At 58.0% G+C, this 15,224-nt stretch carries 14 protein-coding genes and 1 tRNA gene; 4 read left to right on the top strand and 11 right to left on the bottom strand.

Translation table 11 applies throughout. The features are described 5' to 3' along the window. Position 1 precedes the first annotated feature (1 nt). From cysW to dibA, 5 genes are all read right to left on the bottom strand, one after another. Complete coding sequence (gene cysW, locus QFX16_RS00930) at positions 2-874, bottom strand: sulfate ABC transporter permease subunit CysW (RefSeq protein WP_129439493.1); 873 nt, start codon at positions 872-874, stop codon at positions 2-4. A 12-nt stretch (positions 875-886) separates the two neighbouring features. Continuing rightward, positions 887-1,705 carry a sulfate ABC transporter permease subunit CysT gene (cysT, locus tag QFX16_RS00925; protein WP_283182468.1) on the bottom strand — a complete coding sequence of 273 codons (819 nt, stop codon included), beginning with the start codon at positions 1,703-1,705 and terminating at the stop codon, positions 887-889. A 70-nt stretch (positions 1,706-1,775) separates the two neighbouring features. After that, positions 1,776-2,789, bottom strand: coding sequence for a sulfate ABC transporter substrate-binding protein (locus QFX16_RS00920; protein WP_283182467.1), 1,014 nt, complete (start codon positions 2,787-2,789; stop codon positions 1,776-1,778). A gap of 71 nt (positions 2,790-2,860) precedes the next feature. After that, positions 2,861-3,043, bottom strand: a complete 183-nt coding sequence (oscA, locus tag QFX16_RS00915; RefSeq protein ID WP_007945260.1) for a sulfur starvation response protein OscA — start codon at positions 3,041-3,043, stop codon at positions 2,861-2,863. A 155-nt stretch (positions 3,044-3,198) separates the two neighbouring features. After that, on the bottom strand, positions 3,199-5,124 hold the full coding sequence (gene dibA / locus QFX16_RS00910; protein ID WP_283182466.1) for a phosphodiesterase DibA: 1,926 nt from the start codon (positions 5,122-5,124) through the stop codon (positions 3,199-3,201). A gap of 147 nt (positions 5,125-5,271) precedes the next feature. Here dibA and desA point away from each other — a divergent pair, with 147 nt between their 5' ends. Together desA and QFX16_RS00900 are read left to right on the top strand one after the other, a co-directional pair. Next, positions 5,272-6,456, top strand: coding sequence for a delta-9 fatty acid desaturase DesA (desA, locus tag QFX16_RS00905; protein ID WP_283182465.1), 1,185 nt, complete (start codon positions 5,272-5,274; stop codon positions 6,454-6,456). Positions 6,457-6,686: 230 nt separating this feature from the next. After that, positions 6,687-7,676 (top strand): GGDEF domain-containing protein, encoded by a 990-nt coding sequence (locus QFX16_RS00900; RefSeq protein ID WP_283184498.1) that lies wholly within the window; start codon positions 6,687-6,689, stop codon positions 7,674-7,676. Positions 7,677-7,686: 10 nt separating this feature from the next. On the opposite strand, the gene QFX16_RS00895 is transcribed toward QFX16_RS00900, so the two are convergent. The 3 genes from QFX16_RS00895 to gabD form a co-directional block, all read right to left on the bottom strand. Further along, positions 7,687-8,901 carry a response regulator gene (locus tag QFX16_RS00895; protein ID WP_283182464.1) on the bottom strand — a complete coding sequence of 405 codons (1,215 nt, stop codon included), beginning with the start codon at positions 8,899-8,901 and terminating at the stop codon, positions 7,687-7,689. Positions 8,902-9,049: 148 nt separating this feature from the next. Next, positions 9,050-10,327, bottom strand: a complete 1,278-nt coding sequence (gene gabT, locus QFX16_RS00890) for a 4-aminobutyrate--2-oxoglutarate transaminase (protein ID WP_033058568.1) — start codon at positions 10,325-10,327, stop codon at positions 9,050-9,052. Positions 10,328-10,524: 197 nt separating this feature from the next. Continuing rightward, entirely contained in the window at positions 10,525-11,967 is a 1,443-nt protein-coding gene (gene gabD / locus QFX16_RS00885) for an NADP-dependent succinate-semialdehyde dehydrogenase (protein ID WP_008148203.1), read from the bottom strand. 350 nt (positions 11,968-12,317) lie between these two features. Here gabD and QFX16_RS00880 point away from each other — a divergent pair. Together QFX16_RS00880 and QFX16_RS00875 are read left to right on the top strand one after the other, a co-directional pair. Beyond that, positions 12,318-12,394: transfer RNA gene (locus QFX16_RS00880), tRNA-Arg, on the top strand. A 214-nt stretch (positions 12,395-12,608) separates the two neighbouring features. Continuing rightward, positions 12,609-13,649, top strand: coding sequence for a virulence RhuM family protein (locus QFX16_RS00875; RefSeq protein ID WP_283182463.1), 1,041 nt, complete (start codon positions 12,609-12,611; stop codon positions 13,647-13,649). Positions 13,650-13,749: 100 nt separating this feature from the next. Here the strand turns inward: QFX16_RS00875 and QFX16_RS00870 are convergent, their stop codons facing one another. Genes QFX16_RS00870 through QFX16_RS00860 form a run of 3 tightly spaced genes read right to left on the bottom strand, consistent with a single transcriptional unit; the run spans position 13,750 to position 15,223 of the window. Beyond that, positions 13,750-14,016: a hypothetical protein gene (locus QFX16_RS00870; protein WP_283182462.1), complete on the bottom strand. Its 267-nt coding sequence runs from the start codon at positions 14,014-14,016 to the stop codon at positions 13,750-13,752. Between the two features lie 20 nt (positions 14,017-14,036). Then, positions 14,037-14,660 (bottom strand): hypothetical protein, encoded by a 624-nt coding sequence (locus QFX16_RS00865; protein ID WP_283182461.1) that lies wholly within the window; start codon positions 14,658-14,660, stop codon positions 14,037-14,039. Next, on the bottom strand, positions 14,657-15,223 hold the full coding sequence (locus tag QFX16_RS00860) for an RNA polymerase sigma factor (protein ID WP_283182460.1): 567 nt from the start codon (positions 15,221-15,223) through the stop codon (positions 14,657-14,659). The genes QFX16_RS00865 and QFX16_RS00860 overlap by 4 nt, the downstream gene beginning before the upstream one ends. Between the last annotated feature and the right edge of the window lies 1 nt (position 15,224).

Here is a 15,224-nt window from a genome sequence, read left to right as displayed (position 1 = left end):
CTTATTCCTCCGCGGCGCTGGCGCGCAGGCGGTTAATACGGTTTTCGCTCCACTGCTTTAGCAGCAGGATGAAGAGCGCCAGGATCAGCAACAGGCTCGCCACGGCGAACGCGGCCACGTGGTTGTATTCGTTGTAGAGGATCTCGACGTGCAGCGGCAGGGTGTTGGTCACCCCGCGAATGTGCCCGGAAACCACCGACACCGCACCGAACTCACCCATGGCCCGCGCCGTACACAGCACCACGCCGTAGATCAGACCCCATTTGATGTTGGGAACGGTGACGTGCCAGAACATCTGCCAGCCATTGGCCCCGAGCAAGCGCGCGGCCTCTTCTTCCTGCGTGCCTTGTTCCTGCATCAGCGGGATCAGCTCGCGCGCCACGAACGGCACGGTGACGAAGATCGTCGCCAGCACGATGCCCGGCAACGCGAAGACGATCTGGATGTCATGGTCCTGCAACCACGGACCAAACAGGCCCTGAGCACCGAACATCAGCACGTAGACCAGACCAGCGATTACCGGCGACACCGAAAACGGCAAGTCGATCAGAGTGACCAGCATACTTTTGCCACGGAACGAGTACTTGCTCACGCACCATGCAGCGCTGACACCGAACACCAGGTTCAGCGGCACTGAAATCAGCACGGCAATCACCGTGAGTTTCAGAGCCGACAAAGCGTCGGGCTCAAAGATCGCGGTGAAGAACGCACCGAGGCCATTTTTCAGGCCTTGGGACACCACGATGAACAGCGGTAAAAACAGAAACAACGCAAAAATCAGCCAGCCAAGGCTGATCAGGATTCGCCGAGAAGTGGCACTGCCACGGCGGGCAGCGTTGGCCGAGGAAGCGGCGCTAATAGACGATTGGGACATTTTCGCGCCTCCTTATGGGGTTTCGATGCGCCGCTGCAGCAAGTTGATCAGCAGCAACAGGACGAAAGAAACCACCAGCATCAACACACCAATGGACGTGGCGCCGGTGTAATCGTACTGGTCGAGTTTGACCATGATCAGCAGCGGCAGGATCTCGGTTTTCATCGGCATGTTGCCGGCAATGAAAATCACCGAACCGTACTCGCCGACTCCGCGGGCAAAGGCCAACGCGAAACCGGTCAGCCAGGCTGGCAGCAGCGCGGGCACCAGAATATGGCGGAAAACCTGCAAGGGTTTCGCACCAAGGCACGCGGCTGCTTCTTCAACTTCACGTGGGATATCGGCCAGTACTGGCTGTACTGTACGTACCACGAATGGAAGTGTAACGAACGTCAGTGCGAGCGTGATGCCGAGGGGGGTATACGCGATCTTGAAACCCAGGTCCGCCGCGAATTGACCGACCAAACCGTTAGGAGCGTACAGCGCGGTGAGTGCGATACCGGCCACGGCAGTGGGCAGCGCGAACGGCAGGTCGATCATCGCATCGATGATCTTGCGACCCGGGAACGTGTAGCGCACCAGCACCCAAGCCAGCAGCGTGCCGATGATGCCGTTGATGATCGCGGCATAGAACGCGGTGCCGAAGCTGAGCTTCAACGCCGCCAGCACCCGTGGTGCCGAGATGATCGCCCAGAACTGATCCCAGGTGAGTTGGGCGGCATGCACGAACATCGCCGCCAGTGGAATGAGCACAATCAGGCTGAGGTACACCAAGGTGTAGCCCAGCGTCAGCCCGAAGCCGGGTATGACGGGGGAGATACGACGCGACATAAAAGTCCTTGGTTGAGAACGCGCAAAGCCTCGAATCGGAATTCGAGGCTCGTTTATGGCTTATTTCAGGTTATTGCGCCTGATAAATCTGGTCGAACACGCCACCGTCGTTGAAGAATTTCGGTTGAGCGGTTTTCCAGCCGCCGAAGTCCTTGTCGATGGTCACCAGGTCCAGTGTCGGGAACTGTTTGGCGTACTTGGCGGCAATATCCTTGTCACGTGGACGATAGAAGTTTTTTGCCGCGATTTCCTGGCCGGCCGGGCTGTACAGGTGCTTGAGGTACGCTTCGGCGATCTCGGTGTTGCCCTTTTTCTCGGCGTTCTTGTCGACCACGGCTACCGGAGGTTCGGCGAGGATCGACAGCGAAGGCACGACAATGTCGAACTTGTCAGCGCCACCGTCTTCTTTCAGGGCCAGGAAGGCTTCGTTTTCCCAGGCCAGCAACACGTCGCCCTGACCGTTGTTGACGAAGGTGATTGTCGAACCGCGAGCACCGGTGTCCAACACAGGAACGTGTTTGAACAGGGTTTGCACGTATTCCTTGGCTTTCGCTTCGTCACCGCCATTGGCTTTCAGGCCATAGGCCCACGCCGCGAGGAAGTTCCAGCGTGCGCCGCCGGAGGTTTTCGGGTTCGGGGTGATGACTTCCACGCCGTTTTTGGTCAGGTCGCCCCAGTCCTTGATGCCTTTAGGGTTGCCCTTGCGCACCAGGAACACGATGGTCGAGGTGTAAGGCGTGCTCGCTTCCGGCAGACGCTTCTGCCAATCCGCCGGCAGGGTCTTGCCGAGTTTGGCGATTTCGTCGATGTCACCGGCCAAGGCCAGGGTCACCACGTCGGCACGCAGACCGTCGATCACTGCCCGGCCCTGCTTGCCTGATCCACCGTGGGACTGCTGGATTTTCACGCTGTCGCCGGCGTGGTCTTTCTGCCAGAACTTGACGAATTCGGCGTTGTAGTCCTGATACAGCTCGCGAGTCGGGTCGTACGACACGTTGAGCAGTTCGTAATCCTTGGCAACCGCGGAACCCGCAAAAAGGGCACTGGCCAGGGCGGCCAAAGCGAAATGACGAATCGACGACATGGTGAAAGCTCCTGGAATTCTGATTGTGTTGGCTTTTTCTTATGGTGTGCTGGAATCGGGTTGCCGGTTTTCTAACTCGGTTTGTTGCTTGGATTCTGCAACCGGAATTTCTCTTTGCGTTCGATCTGGACCACCTGGGCGTTGTGCACGGTGATTTCCACTGCGCCAAAACGCAGATCGCGCAGGGCGCTCTGGATCTCACGCAAAATGGTTGCTTCGTCCTGGCCGTCAACGCTACGCAGGGATGCGCTCATGGTGCTGCTCCTTCAACTAGAGGTTGCCTGGCAGTGGCGAGACTGCTTGCGGCGTGAGAGCAATAGTAGTGACGTGCGGATATTCTTAAAAAGACTATTTAAGAATGTTTATATAACCAGAATGCTGAGCATTTCCACGCTCTGCGTGGGAACGATCAGTGCTGGAGAATCTGTGGAACACGATCCCACTCCAACTGCCCGGCCGGCACCGGCCGCCCAAACCAGTAGCCCTGCCCCAGATCGCAGCCGTGTTCGAGCAGGAAACCCGCCTGCTCGACCTGCTCGATCCCCTCGGCATGAACCTGCATCTCCATGCTCTGGGCCAGCGCAATGATCACCCGCACAATCGCCGCGTCATCTTCATCCCACGGCAACCCGGCAACGAAGCCCTGATCGATCTTGAGTTTCTGTACCGGCATCCGTTTTAGGCGCAGCAACGACGAATGGCCTGTACCGAAGTCATCGATGGCCAGCCGAACTCCTAATTCACGCAACCTGTGCATCTGCTCCAGCCCGACTTCCGGGTCATCCATCACAGCACTCTCGGTGACTTCCAGCTCCAGACAGGCAGGATCCAGCCCGGTTTCGTTCAGCACCTTCGCCACCTGCCCAAACAGCTCACGGCGGGCAAACAATCGAGAAGAAACATTCACCGCGACAAACGACAACACCACCCCGGCCTGCTGCCACTGGCACATCTGCTCACACGCCTGGCGCATAACCCAGGCATCAATTTCGGCGATCAGACCGGTGCGCTCGGCAATGGGAATGAATTCTGCCGGCGACACCAACCCTCGCCGTGGATGCTCCCAGCGCACCAATGCCTCGACGCCGATCAGGCGGCTGGTCTTGAGGTCGTGAACCGGCTGGTAATAAACCCGCAACTCCTGCTGCTCCAGCGCACGGCGCAATTCGAATGCCGTCTCGACCCGTTGCTGGGCATGGACGGTCAATTCTTCGGTATAGAGGGCGTAGCCGTTACGGCCAGCACTCTTGGCCTTGAACAGCGCCGAGTCGGAATTGCGCAACAGCTGCTCGGAGCTCAAGGCGTCGTCGGGGAATAGGCTGATGCCGACGCTGATATTGACGAACAACTGATGCCCGTCGATCTGGAACGGCTCTTTAAGGCCATCGATGATCTGCTGAGCCAGCGCCGCCGCGTACACCATTTGCGGACAGCTTTCAGCCAGCACGGCGAACTCGTCACCGCCAAGGCGCGCCAGCGTGATTCCCGGACCGACCATCGCATTCAAACGCTCGGCAACGCCCTTGAGCAACTGGTCCCCCACGCTATGCCCTAGGCTGTCGTTGATCATCTTGAAGTGATCAAGATCGATCATCAGTAACGCGCAGCCGCGCTTGTGAATCTGCGCTGCAGCCAGGGCCTGCTCGGTGCGGTCGGTGAACAGCAAGCGGTTGGGGAGGTCGGTCAGCGGATCGTAGTGAGCCAGATGCGTCAGTTCATGTTCGGAGTTCTTGATTGCGCTAATGTCGGAAAACACTGCCACGTAATGGCTGCGCCGCCCCCTCTCGTCGTCAATGACGCGGATGGTCTGCCACTGCGGGTAGATCTCGCCGCTTTTGCGGCGGTTCCAGATTTCCCCACTCCACTCGCCCATGCTGTTGAGTGTCGCGAACATCGCCTGGTAGAAAGCCGGCGGATGATGACCAGACTTGAACAGGCTGGGGCGCTGGCCGAGCACCTCCTCGCTCTGATAGCCGGTGATTGCCATGAAGGCCCGGTTTACATGGACGATCAACCCTTTGTTGTCGGTGACCAGCACCCCTTCACGCGTGCAATCGAACACCGCGGCCGCCTGACGCAAACGCTCGTGGTCTTCATTGCGCTCACGCAATTTTGCGCCGATCCCCAGGCAACGGAACAATCGCGCCCGAGCTAGGAAAATCAACCCGGTGCTGAACACAACCCAGGCATAACCGTTGATCAGTTGCCAGCGCATTAGCGCTGCAGAACTATCGAAGAAACTGTTCAATAAATGGCCACTGAACTGCAGCCAAGCTACGGAAACCAGAAGGTAAAGCAGTGCTGCGCGCAAAGCATCGCGATAGGTAGCAGACATTCGGCTGTCCATGTCCCTTCAAAAAGGATGGAATTATAGTTTAAAGAAACATCCAGCCACTCTTATCTGAAAGGGCGACTGGTTTTATCTGTGAGCTTAGTGATAATGCAACGGCTGTTTTTTTCTTTATCGAGGGCCCAATAGCCTATGTGGTACGAAGGTTTTCTCGGCTTGTCGCCCTGGTCACTGGTGGCAGTCACCCTGCTGATGACCCACGTGACGATTATTGGCGTCACGGTCTATCTGCATCGTTATTCAGCCCATCGCTCGCTTGAGCTCAATGCCGGCCTGAAACATTTCTTCCGCTTCTGGCTGTGGCTGACCACAGCACAGAACACTCGTGAGTGGACCGCTATCCACCGCAAGCACCACGCCAAATGCGAAACCGTCGATGACCCGCACAGCCCGGTCATAAAAGGCCTGTCCACGGTTCTGCGCAAAGGCGCCGAGCTGTACCGTGCCGAGGCGGAAAACCCCGAGACCCTGCGCATCTACGGCAAGAACTGCCCCGAAGACTGGATCGAACGCAACCTGTACAGCCGTTTTCCGCTGCTGGGCGTGGCGATCATGGGCATCATCGACCTGCTGCTGTTCGGCACCATCGGCATCACCATCTGGGCGATCCAGATGATGTGGATCCCGGTGTGGGCTGCCGGCGTGGTCAATGGGCTTGGCCATGCTATCGGCTACCGCAACTTCGAATGCCGCGATGCGGCGACCAATCTGGTGCCCTGGGGCATCCTGATCGGCGGCGAAGAACTGCATAACAACCATCACACCTACCCTAATTCGGCAAAACTGTCGGTGAAGAAGTGGGAATTCGATCTCGGCTGGGCCTGGATCCAGGTCTTCAGCTTCCTGCGTCTGGCCAAGGTTCAGCGGGTTGCGCCAATCGCTCACCGGGTCGAAGGCAAAGGCAACCTGGACATGGACACCGCCATGGCGATCCTCAACAACCGCTTCCAGATCATGGCCCAGTACCGCAAATTGGTGATCGCACCGCTGGTCAAACAAGAGCTGGAAAAGGTCGATCACTCGGTCCGTCACCAGTTCCACCGTGCCAAGCGCCTGCTCTCGCGGGAAACCAGCCTACTGGATGACAAACACCACATTCGCATCCAGACCATGCTCGAGCACAGTCAGGCGCTGAAGGTAATTTACGAGAAACGCCTGGCCTTGCAGCAGATCTGGGTCAAGACCAGCTCAAATGGTCACGACATGCTGGCCGCCATCAAGGATTGGATACACGAAGCCGAAGCCAGCGGGATTCAATCCCTGCGCGACTTTGCCGATCAGTTGAAAACCTACTCCCTGCGCCCCGCCGCTGTCTGACGCCGTTGATCGGTGCGCCCCGTTCGTGGGCGCACCCTTCGGAACTTAGCTCCAAATCCCCTATCTCAAAGACACTTCGCCATCCAGGCGGGCAGGGACCTGTTATCAATTATTTCCTCCAACCACAGCGTGACGTGCCTGCTTGTGGCACCGGAAAAAATTGATAAAAGGCCCGCGTATTGGCCGCTTTCGAACCTCGAGCGGCACACGCCCTTTGAGATTTTGTGTCGATGGTCAATAAAAGCCTACAAGACTCATCCCTCCCGCAGTGGCCCGAGGCCGCGCAAACCTTGCTGGCGCTGATGCATGCACAAGGCGAAGTGGCGCGCCTGAGCGAACGCGAGCAGCTGTTCAGCGCTCTGCTGGTGAGCGTCAACGCGGTGCTTTGGGCCTTCGACTGGGAATCCCGTCGGGTGCTGTATGTCAGCCCCGCGTATGAACGGATTTTCGGCCGCTCCGCAGGCTTGTTGCTGTCCGACTACAACCAATGGCGCGACAGCATTTACCCCGACGATCTGGACTATGCCGAACGCAGCCTGGCCGAAGTACTGGTCAAAGGCGCCGATGAAGACCGCGAATACCGAATCATTGCCGCCGACGGCCAGATCCGCTGGCTCAGTGACAAGTGCTTCATCAACCGTCAAGCCGAACCGGGGCAACCGGTGATCATCGTCGGCATTGCCGAAGACATTACTGACAAGAAGCAGATGGAAACCGAGCTGCAACGCTTGGCCACCACCGACGTGCTGACCCAGAGCAGCAACCGCCGACACTTCTTCGACTGCGCCCACCGTGAATTCGAACAGGCACGGCACCAAGGCACACCACTGGCATTCCTGCTGCTGGACATCGATGACTTCAAAGTGATCAACGATTCCTACGGCCACCAGGAAGGCGACAACGTGCTGCAACGAATCGCCGAGAGCGGTCGCGCGACGTTGCGTCGAGGTGATGTGTTCGGGCGAGTTGGCGGTGAGGAATTCGCAGCAGTGTTTCCCGGCTGTGCGCCAGACATGGCCATGCAAGTGGCTGAGCGCCTGCAACGGGAGATTCAGCGATTGAGTTTCAGCCATGGCGACCAGACCTTCGGCATCACCGTCAGCCAGGGCCTGACCAGCCTCACCGCCGAGGACGAAAGCGTCGACAGCCTGTTTGCCCGCGCGGATGCGGCAATGTACAAAGCCAAACGCCAGGGCAAGAACCGCATCATCTCCGGCTAGGTTTTTGGATCTATTTCTTGCGCAAACGCATCAATTCCGGCAACCCGATCTTGAGCAACCGCGCCGTCCGGCTCTTCGCCAGGTCCTCAATGCCCTCATGCTCGGTCAGCCGCGCCAGTTGCGCAGCCATGTTCATCACCAGCGCTTCGCGGGAGTAAACCCCGCCACCGAGCTGGTAGACCGCCGCAATCAGCTCTCGCAGCTCCAGCGGCAGGCGCCAGCGAGTGCGAAGCGCTGAACCATAAGCCGCGCCGAATTCGGCCAGCGCCTCGCCAACCTCCTCCCATTCATCCAGCTCACCACCGGCCTGCTTCCATTCCTGCAAACACCGCAACAGCGCCAGGTCACCGAGGCGATGCAGCATACCGGCGCAATAACAGCGCTCTTGATCCAGATCCAGCAAGCGCGCCAGGGTCCGGCCATACTCGGCGGTGCGCAGCGACAACTCCCAATAGCGCTCGGCATAGTCGGCCAGAAGCGGATCGCTGAGGCGGGCACTGCGCTTGAGGGCCAGCCCCAGAATCAGGTTCATGCTTTGCCCGGTGCCGAGGCGATGCAGCGCCTGGGACAGGGTTTGTACGGCGGCGCCATGGTGCTGGGCCGCGCTGTTGGCGGCAGAAATCAGCACAGCGGTGACTTGCGGATCGGTACGGATCTCGTCATGCAGCAGTTTCAGGTCGAGGCCATTGGGATTGAGGCTGCGTTTGACCGCCAACTGTACGTCGGTCATCAGTGGTGCACCGTCGGCCAGCTCACGTCGACGCTCCAGGTAAACCGCCAACGTCGTGCCTGGCGACAGCGAAGGCGTTTCGCAAGACAGCTCTTCACCGGCGTTCAGCAGCAAGTCCTGCAGGCGGTGGGTCAGGCTTTCCATGTTCAGGGGTTTGGTCAGGTACGCCGCAGGCGCCAGGGGCAAGACTTCGCGCACACTGGCGCTGTCGTTGCGGCTGCTCATCAGAATGAACGGCAGTGGTGGATTACGTTTGCGTTGACGGACATTGCGCAAGACATTCAAACCATCGACGCCGGGCAACTCCCAGTCGACGATCACCAGGTCGTAAGGATTTTCCGCCAAGAGGTGCAGCGCTTCCTGACCATCGGCACACAGATCCAGCCGTGCGTCGCAGCGCACATTCAACAACACCTGCTTGAGCAGGTCGCGGGACCAGGGGTCGGCCTCGGCAATCAGCACACGCGGAGCAGCGGGTAACACCACAGCAGTCATTTACACACTCCAAAGTAGTGCTTGCACCTTAGTCAATGCTGGCCATTCGATACAGCGCATTTGCCATCGATGGGTTCCAGGGACACAAAAAAACCCGCCGAAGCGGGTTTTTTGTCGATCAGTTCACAAATCGGTCAGAGCTTGGAGATCACAGCTCGGAGAAGCACTCTTCGATGATCGCCAGACCTTTGTCCAGTTGCTCGTCCGGCGAAGTCAGCGGTACCAGAACGCGCAGAACGTTGCCGTAAGTGCCACAGGACAGCAGGATCAGCCCCTTGTCGCGAGCCTTGGCCACAACGGCGGCTACCGCTGGAGCGTTCGGCTTGTGGCTGTCGCCGTCGACGAACAGCTCAACCGCGATCATCGCACCCAGGGCACGGACTTCGCCGATCACCGGGTACTTGGCCTGAATGGCTTTCAAGCCAGTGACCAGACGCTCGCCGACAGCTTTGCAGCGGTCCAGCAGGTGCTCTTCTTCGAACACTTCCATCACGGCCAGAGCCGCGGCGCAAGCGATTGGGCTACCAGCGTAAGTGCCGCCCAGGCCGCCTGGAGCAATGGCGTCCATGTATTCGGCCTTTCCGCAAACACCCGCCAACGGGAAGCCGCCAGCGATGGATTTGGCGAAGGTGGTCAGGTCGGCAGCAACGCCCATCTGTTCCATGGCGAAGAAAGTGCCGGTACGACCAGCGCCGGTTTGTACTTCGTCAGCGATCAGCAGGATGCCGTGCTGGTCGCACAACGCGCGCAGACGCTTCATGAACTCTTTAGGCGCGACGTAGAAACCGCCTTCGCCCTGAACCGGCTCGATGATGATTGCAGCGATGTCACGCGGCTCGGCGTCGTTCTTGAAGATGCGCTCGATGCTGGCGATCGAATCGTCGATGCTCACACCGTGCAGTTCGTTCGGGTACAGCGCGCGGAAGATGCCGCCTGGCATCAGGCCCATGCCGGCCGAGTAAGGCACGACTTTACCGGTCAGGCCCAGGGTCATCATGGTGCGGCCGTGGTAAGCGCCGGTGAACGCGATCACGCCGGCACGGCCAGTGGCGGCACGTGCGATCTTGATGGAGTTTTCTACGGCTTCGGAGCCGGTGGTCACCAGCAGGGTTTTCTTGGCGAAATCACCCGGCACCTTGGCGTTGATTTTTTCGCACACTTCTACGTACGGTTCGTAAGCCAGCACCTGGAAGCACGTGTGGGTCAGCTTGTTCAGCTGCTCGGTCACGGCGGCGATGATTTTCGGGTGCACGTGCCCGGTGTTCAGCACGGCGATACCGCCGGCGAAGTCGATGAACTCGCGACCTTCAACGTCAGTCACGGTGGCGTTCTTCGCGGACTCGGCGAAGATCGGGTGAATCTGGCCAACACCGCGTGGTACAGCGGCTTCGCGGCGTTTCATCAGGGATGCGTTAGTCTTGCTCATAAAGTCCTCATTCACCGCTCATCGGGCGGCGTGGTTCAAGGAAAATGCGGCGGGGAGGCAACTACGGCAGCATGCGATGATCGACTGCCACAGCGTTCCCGGCCACAGAGAAAATTCCGTTTGTTGCACGCAAAGGGACAGCGCTCTCGTGCCCTTTGCGTTTGAAGCAATGCCTTGCCGGGCTTATCCCTTCGAGCTTAGATGCCCAGGCAGAGGTATTTGATTTCCAGGTAATCTTCGATGCCGTACTTGGAGCCTTCACGGCCCAGGCCCGACGCCTTGATGCCGCCGAACGGCGCGACTTCGTTGGAGATCAACCCGGTGTTGACGCCGACCATGCCGTATTCCAGGGCTTCAGCCACACGGAACACACGACCCAGGTCGCGAGCATAGAAGTACGAAGCCAAACCGAACTCGGTGTCGTTGGACATCGCGATCACTTCGGCTTCATCTTTGAAGCGGAACAGTGGAGCCAATGGACCGAAGGTTTCTTCCTTGGCCACGGCAGCGTTCTTCGGCACGTTGGTCAGGATGGTCGGCTCGAAGAAGTTGCCTTCCATGACCTTGCCACCCGCCAGAACGGTTGCGCCTTTGCTGATCGCGTCAGCAATGTGCTCTTGAACCTTGGCCACGGCTTTTTCGTCGATCAGCGGGCCAGTGGTGGTGCCTTCTTCCAGACCGTTACCGATCTTGAGTTTGGCGACTGCCACTTTCAGCTTCTCGGCGAACGCGTCGTAGACCGAATCCTGAATGTACAGACGGTTGGCGCAGACGCAGGTCTGGCCGTTGTTGCGGTATTTGGAAATGATCGCGCCTTCGACGGCCTTATCCAGGTCCGCGTCGTCGAACACGATGAACGGCGCGTTGCCGCCCAATTCCAGGGACACTTTCTTGATGTCCTTGGCGCATTCAGCCATCAGCTGACGACCGATTTCGGTCGAGCCGGTGAAGGACAGTTTGCGCACGATCGGGTTGCTGGTCAGCTCGCTGCCGATGTCGCCGGCACTGCCGGACACCACGCTGAACACACCGGCTGGAATGCCGGCACGCTGAGCCAGTTCAGCCAAAGCGAATGCGGAAAACGGAGTTTGCGAAGCAGGCTTGAGCACCATGGTGCAACCGGCGGCCAGGGCCGGGCCGGCTTTACGGGTGATCATCGCGGCCGGGAAGTTCCACGGGGTGATTGCAGCGGTCACGCCGATTGGCTGCTTGATCACGATCAGGCGCTTGTCTGGCTGATGGCCCGGAATCACATCACCGTAGACGCGCTTGGCTTCTTCGGCGAACCACTCGATAAAGGAAGCGGCGTAAACGATTTCGCCCTTGGCTTCGGCCAATGGCTTGCCTTGTTCGAGGGTCATCAGGCGAGCCAGGTCGTCCTGGTTCTCGATGATCAGTTCGAACCAGCGACGCAGCTTGTTCGCACGGTCCTTGGCGGTCAGTGCACGCCAAGCCGGCAGCGCTTTGTCAGCGGCTTCGATTGCACGGCGGGTTTCGGCAGCGCCCATTTTCGGCACGGTGCCCAGAATTTCGCCCGTTGCCGGGTTGTTGACCTTGATCGTCTGACCATTGTCCGCATCAACCCAAGCGCCATCGATAAAGGCTTGCTGGCGGAACAACTGGGTGTCTTTAAGCTGCATGTCGGCTTTCCTTAACAGCACCGCGGCAAGCGCGGAGCGAATTATGATTGTAGAAAGGCGCCTTATAGGCTGCCGTCAGGGAAATCATTCACCGGGCTGAAGCACATAAATAGCGCACTGATTGAAACTCGTGCGGTTCAGCACCCAGACAAGAGCGTTTGAAATCTCAAACGAATCCTAGGATCAAAGGGGGTAAAGGACAATAGCCTGTTCGAAAAAAAGAACGAAAACGCCGCATTTGCCTAATTTTTCTGATCAACGTAGCAATCACAGGTTACGCTTTGGAAAACCGCAGGCGATTCAGCAGCATGGACGCCCGCAGCGCATATGAGTATCATGGCGCCCGCATTGCACCAGTAGCTCAGCTGGATAGAGTACTGCCCTCCGAAGGCAGTGGTCGTGGGTTCGAATCCCGCCTGGTGCACCATACGTAGAAACGAAAAAGCCTCAGATCTTAGGGTCTGGGGCTTTTTTGTGGGCGTCATGAAATGAATAGAGCAGTTTTGTCTGAAACAAAAACTGACGACACCCAAGTTACCGATGGTGGTGGATTTGTGGCTCGAGTGTTCAACTGTGTCAACGGCGTGGACCCTGTTCCAACCATCTCAATGACAAACCGGGGCTGATTGTGGAGCACCCAGATGATTGATCAAAAAGACAACGACCTTCCTTCTGCACCCCAAGGCGAACTGCTGCTGTTTCAAAGCGCTGATGGTCAGGTCCGCCTTGAATGTCGCTTCGGAGCCGATACGCTTTGGCTTTCCCAAGCGATGATCTGCGAGTTGTATGGTAAGGCCAAAGCCACCATCAGCGAGCACATCAGCCACATCCTCGCGGAGGGCGAGTTAGTGGAAGATTCAGTTGTTCGGTATTACCGAACAACTGCCGCTGACAACAAACCTTACAACGTCAAATACTTCAGCCTTCCGCTGATTCTCGCAGTGGGTTACCGAGTCCGCTCTAAACGCGGTACCCAGTTCCGTCAGTGGGCTACGCAGACTCTGCAGGAGTACCTGATCAAGGGTTTCGTGATGGATGACGAAAGGTTGAGAAATCCTCCTGTAGGACATTCACTGGTACCCGATTATTTCGACGAAATGTTGGAACGCATTCGCGATATTCGGGCCAGCGAGCGGCGGGTGTATTTAAGGGTAAGGGATATCTTCGCGATGGCTGCGGACTATGCGCCATCAAACAAAGAGACCACCGCGTTCTTCCAGATCATTCAAAATAAGCTGCATTTCGCCAGCACCGGACTGACGGCAGCCGAGTTGATTGCTCATCGCGTTGACGCTACCAAGCTGAATTTGGGTTTGACGGGGTTCAAAGGGGATGAGGTGCGCAAAAGCGATGTCACAATCGCCAAGAATTACCTTAATCAAGAAGAAATCAGTGCGCTAAATCGCATCGTCACCATGTGGCTGGATTTCGCAGAAGATCAGGCATTGATGCGCAAGCAGGTTTTCCTACGGGACTGGCAGGAAAAGCTGGACCAATTTCTGGAATTCAACAGTCGTGAAGTTCTGCAAGGTGCGGGAAAGATCAGTAAACAGGAAGCTGAAGAAAAAGCGCGGGCGGAATATGAACGCTATGCCGAGCAGCGCCGGAGTCTGAAAGAAACGGAGGGTGAAGGTTTGGGTATTGAGGCACTACGCAGCATTTCACAAACAAATCGCCACTAAGATGTGGAAAACTCGACTTGATCTGACAGTCACAACAGGAAACCCGGTAACTTTCAGACCGGGCCGCCTGAGCGCACACAAAACCGCCGAAGCGGTTTTTTCATTCTGTCGTCCAATCAAACTCGTCGTATTCATCATCCTCTTCATCCTCGATCACTTCATCATCAAGAACGTCTTCCTCTACCGCTTCTTCTGCCAGCTTCGCCAGCAGAAACTCCTTACGACTCTCAGTCACCGCTCGCCGTAATTCCTGCCCCTTCACCGGGCAGTTGAGCATTTGGGCGATGCGGTCGATTTTTTTCGCCATGGCTACCTCCAACGCATCGGCTATAGGCCGATAGTGCGCGCTTTCGGGTGTCGATGCCAAATGACTGACCGCTCTGCCTCTCAGTTTTTCTGCAAATCCTTGAGTCTGGCCGTGAGATTTTCCTTGGGAAAGCGTTTGTGCAATGTCGCCATCAGGTCAGCGGCCGCTTGAGCCTGACCAGCCTTTTGCAGGCGGATCACTTCCCTTAATTGATCGTCGATAAACTTTGCCGGAGCTATCGCCGGGCGTTTGCTGACCTTCGCTTCGTCAGCCATTTCAGCGCTGATCGATTCGCTCTGCGCTGGGGCAGCAAGATCGGCCATTGGGGCCGCAAGCTCTGGCGCGGACATGGCGCCGGCCGGGGCAGCCAGAGAACGCGCAGCCGATGACGGTGCTTCTTTTTTGGCGGCCGGTGCAGACGCTTTGGGGGCCGGGGCGAAGTCGTAGCTCGGCAGTTGCTCCTCCGTACGTTGCACCAGTGCAAGCATCAGGGCCACACCGACGAGGCTGGCAAATGCGACCTGCCAGCGGGGTTTCTGGCAGGCCTGGACCCAGCGTTTCCACAGACCTGGTTTCTGTGCAGGGGCTTCGCGTTGCGCTGTGGCCAGGATGAAAGCGTCGAGATGGGACGGTGGTTCGCCGCTCGCATGCTCGCGAAAATGCTGTAGCACTTGGTCTTCTGGTGTAGGTCGGGCGTCAGTCATGTCAATACCTCCTCGGCCAGCAGCCGACGCAGTTTTTGCTGGGCGTAGCGCAAGCGGCTTTTGACGGTTTCCAGCGGTGTTTCGGTGAGGGTGGCGATCTGCGGCAGGTCGAGATCGCCGTGAGCGCGCAGCAGGAACACTTCGCGCTGGTCAGCGGGCAGGTTTTGCAGGGCCGCTTCGAGGCGCTGGTTGTCTCGGCTCAGGCTCAGCAGTTGTTCGGGATCAGTAGCGTCATCGCTCAGCGCGTGGATCTGTTCGTCATAGCTGTCGTGCAAGGGGTAGTGGATTCCGTGTTTGCGCCAGTGATCGATCAGGCGGTTGCGGGCAATCTGGTAAAGCCAGGTACGAAAATTCGCCCTGCCTTGTGGCTGACTGGTGCTGCGGATCAGGCTCAGCCAGGTGTCCTGGTAAACCTCTTCCGCCAGCTCGGACTTGCCACTCAGGCCAAGCAGGAATCGGTAGAGCCCTTGGCGGTGACGGGCGTACAGAATCTCGAACGCCGGCCCGTCGCCTGCGCGATAACGGGCCAGTAGCGATTCGTCGCTCGATTCAGGCGCTGACATT

This window comes from Pseudomonas svalbardensis, from assembly GCF_030053115.1.
Lineage (GTDB): Bacteria > Pseudomonadota > Gammaproteobacteria > Pseudomonadales > Pseudomonadaceae > Aquipseudomonas > Aquipseudomonas svalbardensis.
Note: the sequence above shows the minus strand (reverse complement) of the source record. Positions and strands in the feature narration are given on the sequence as shown.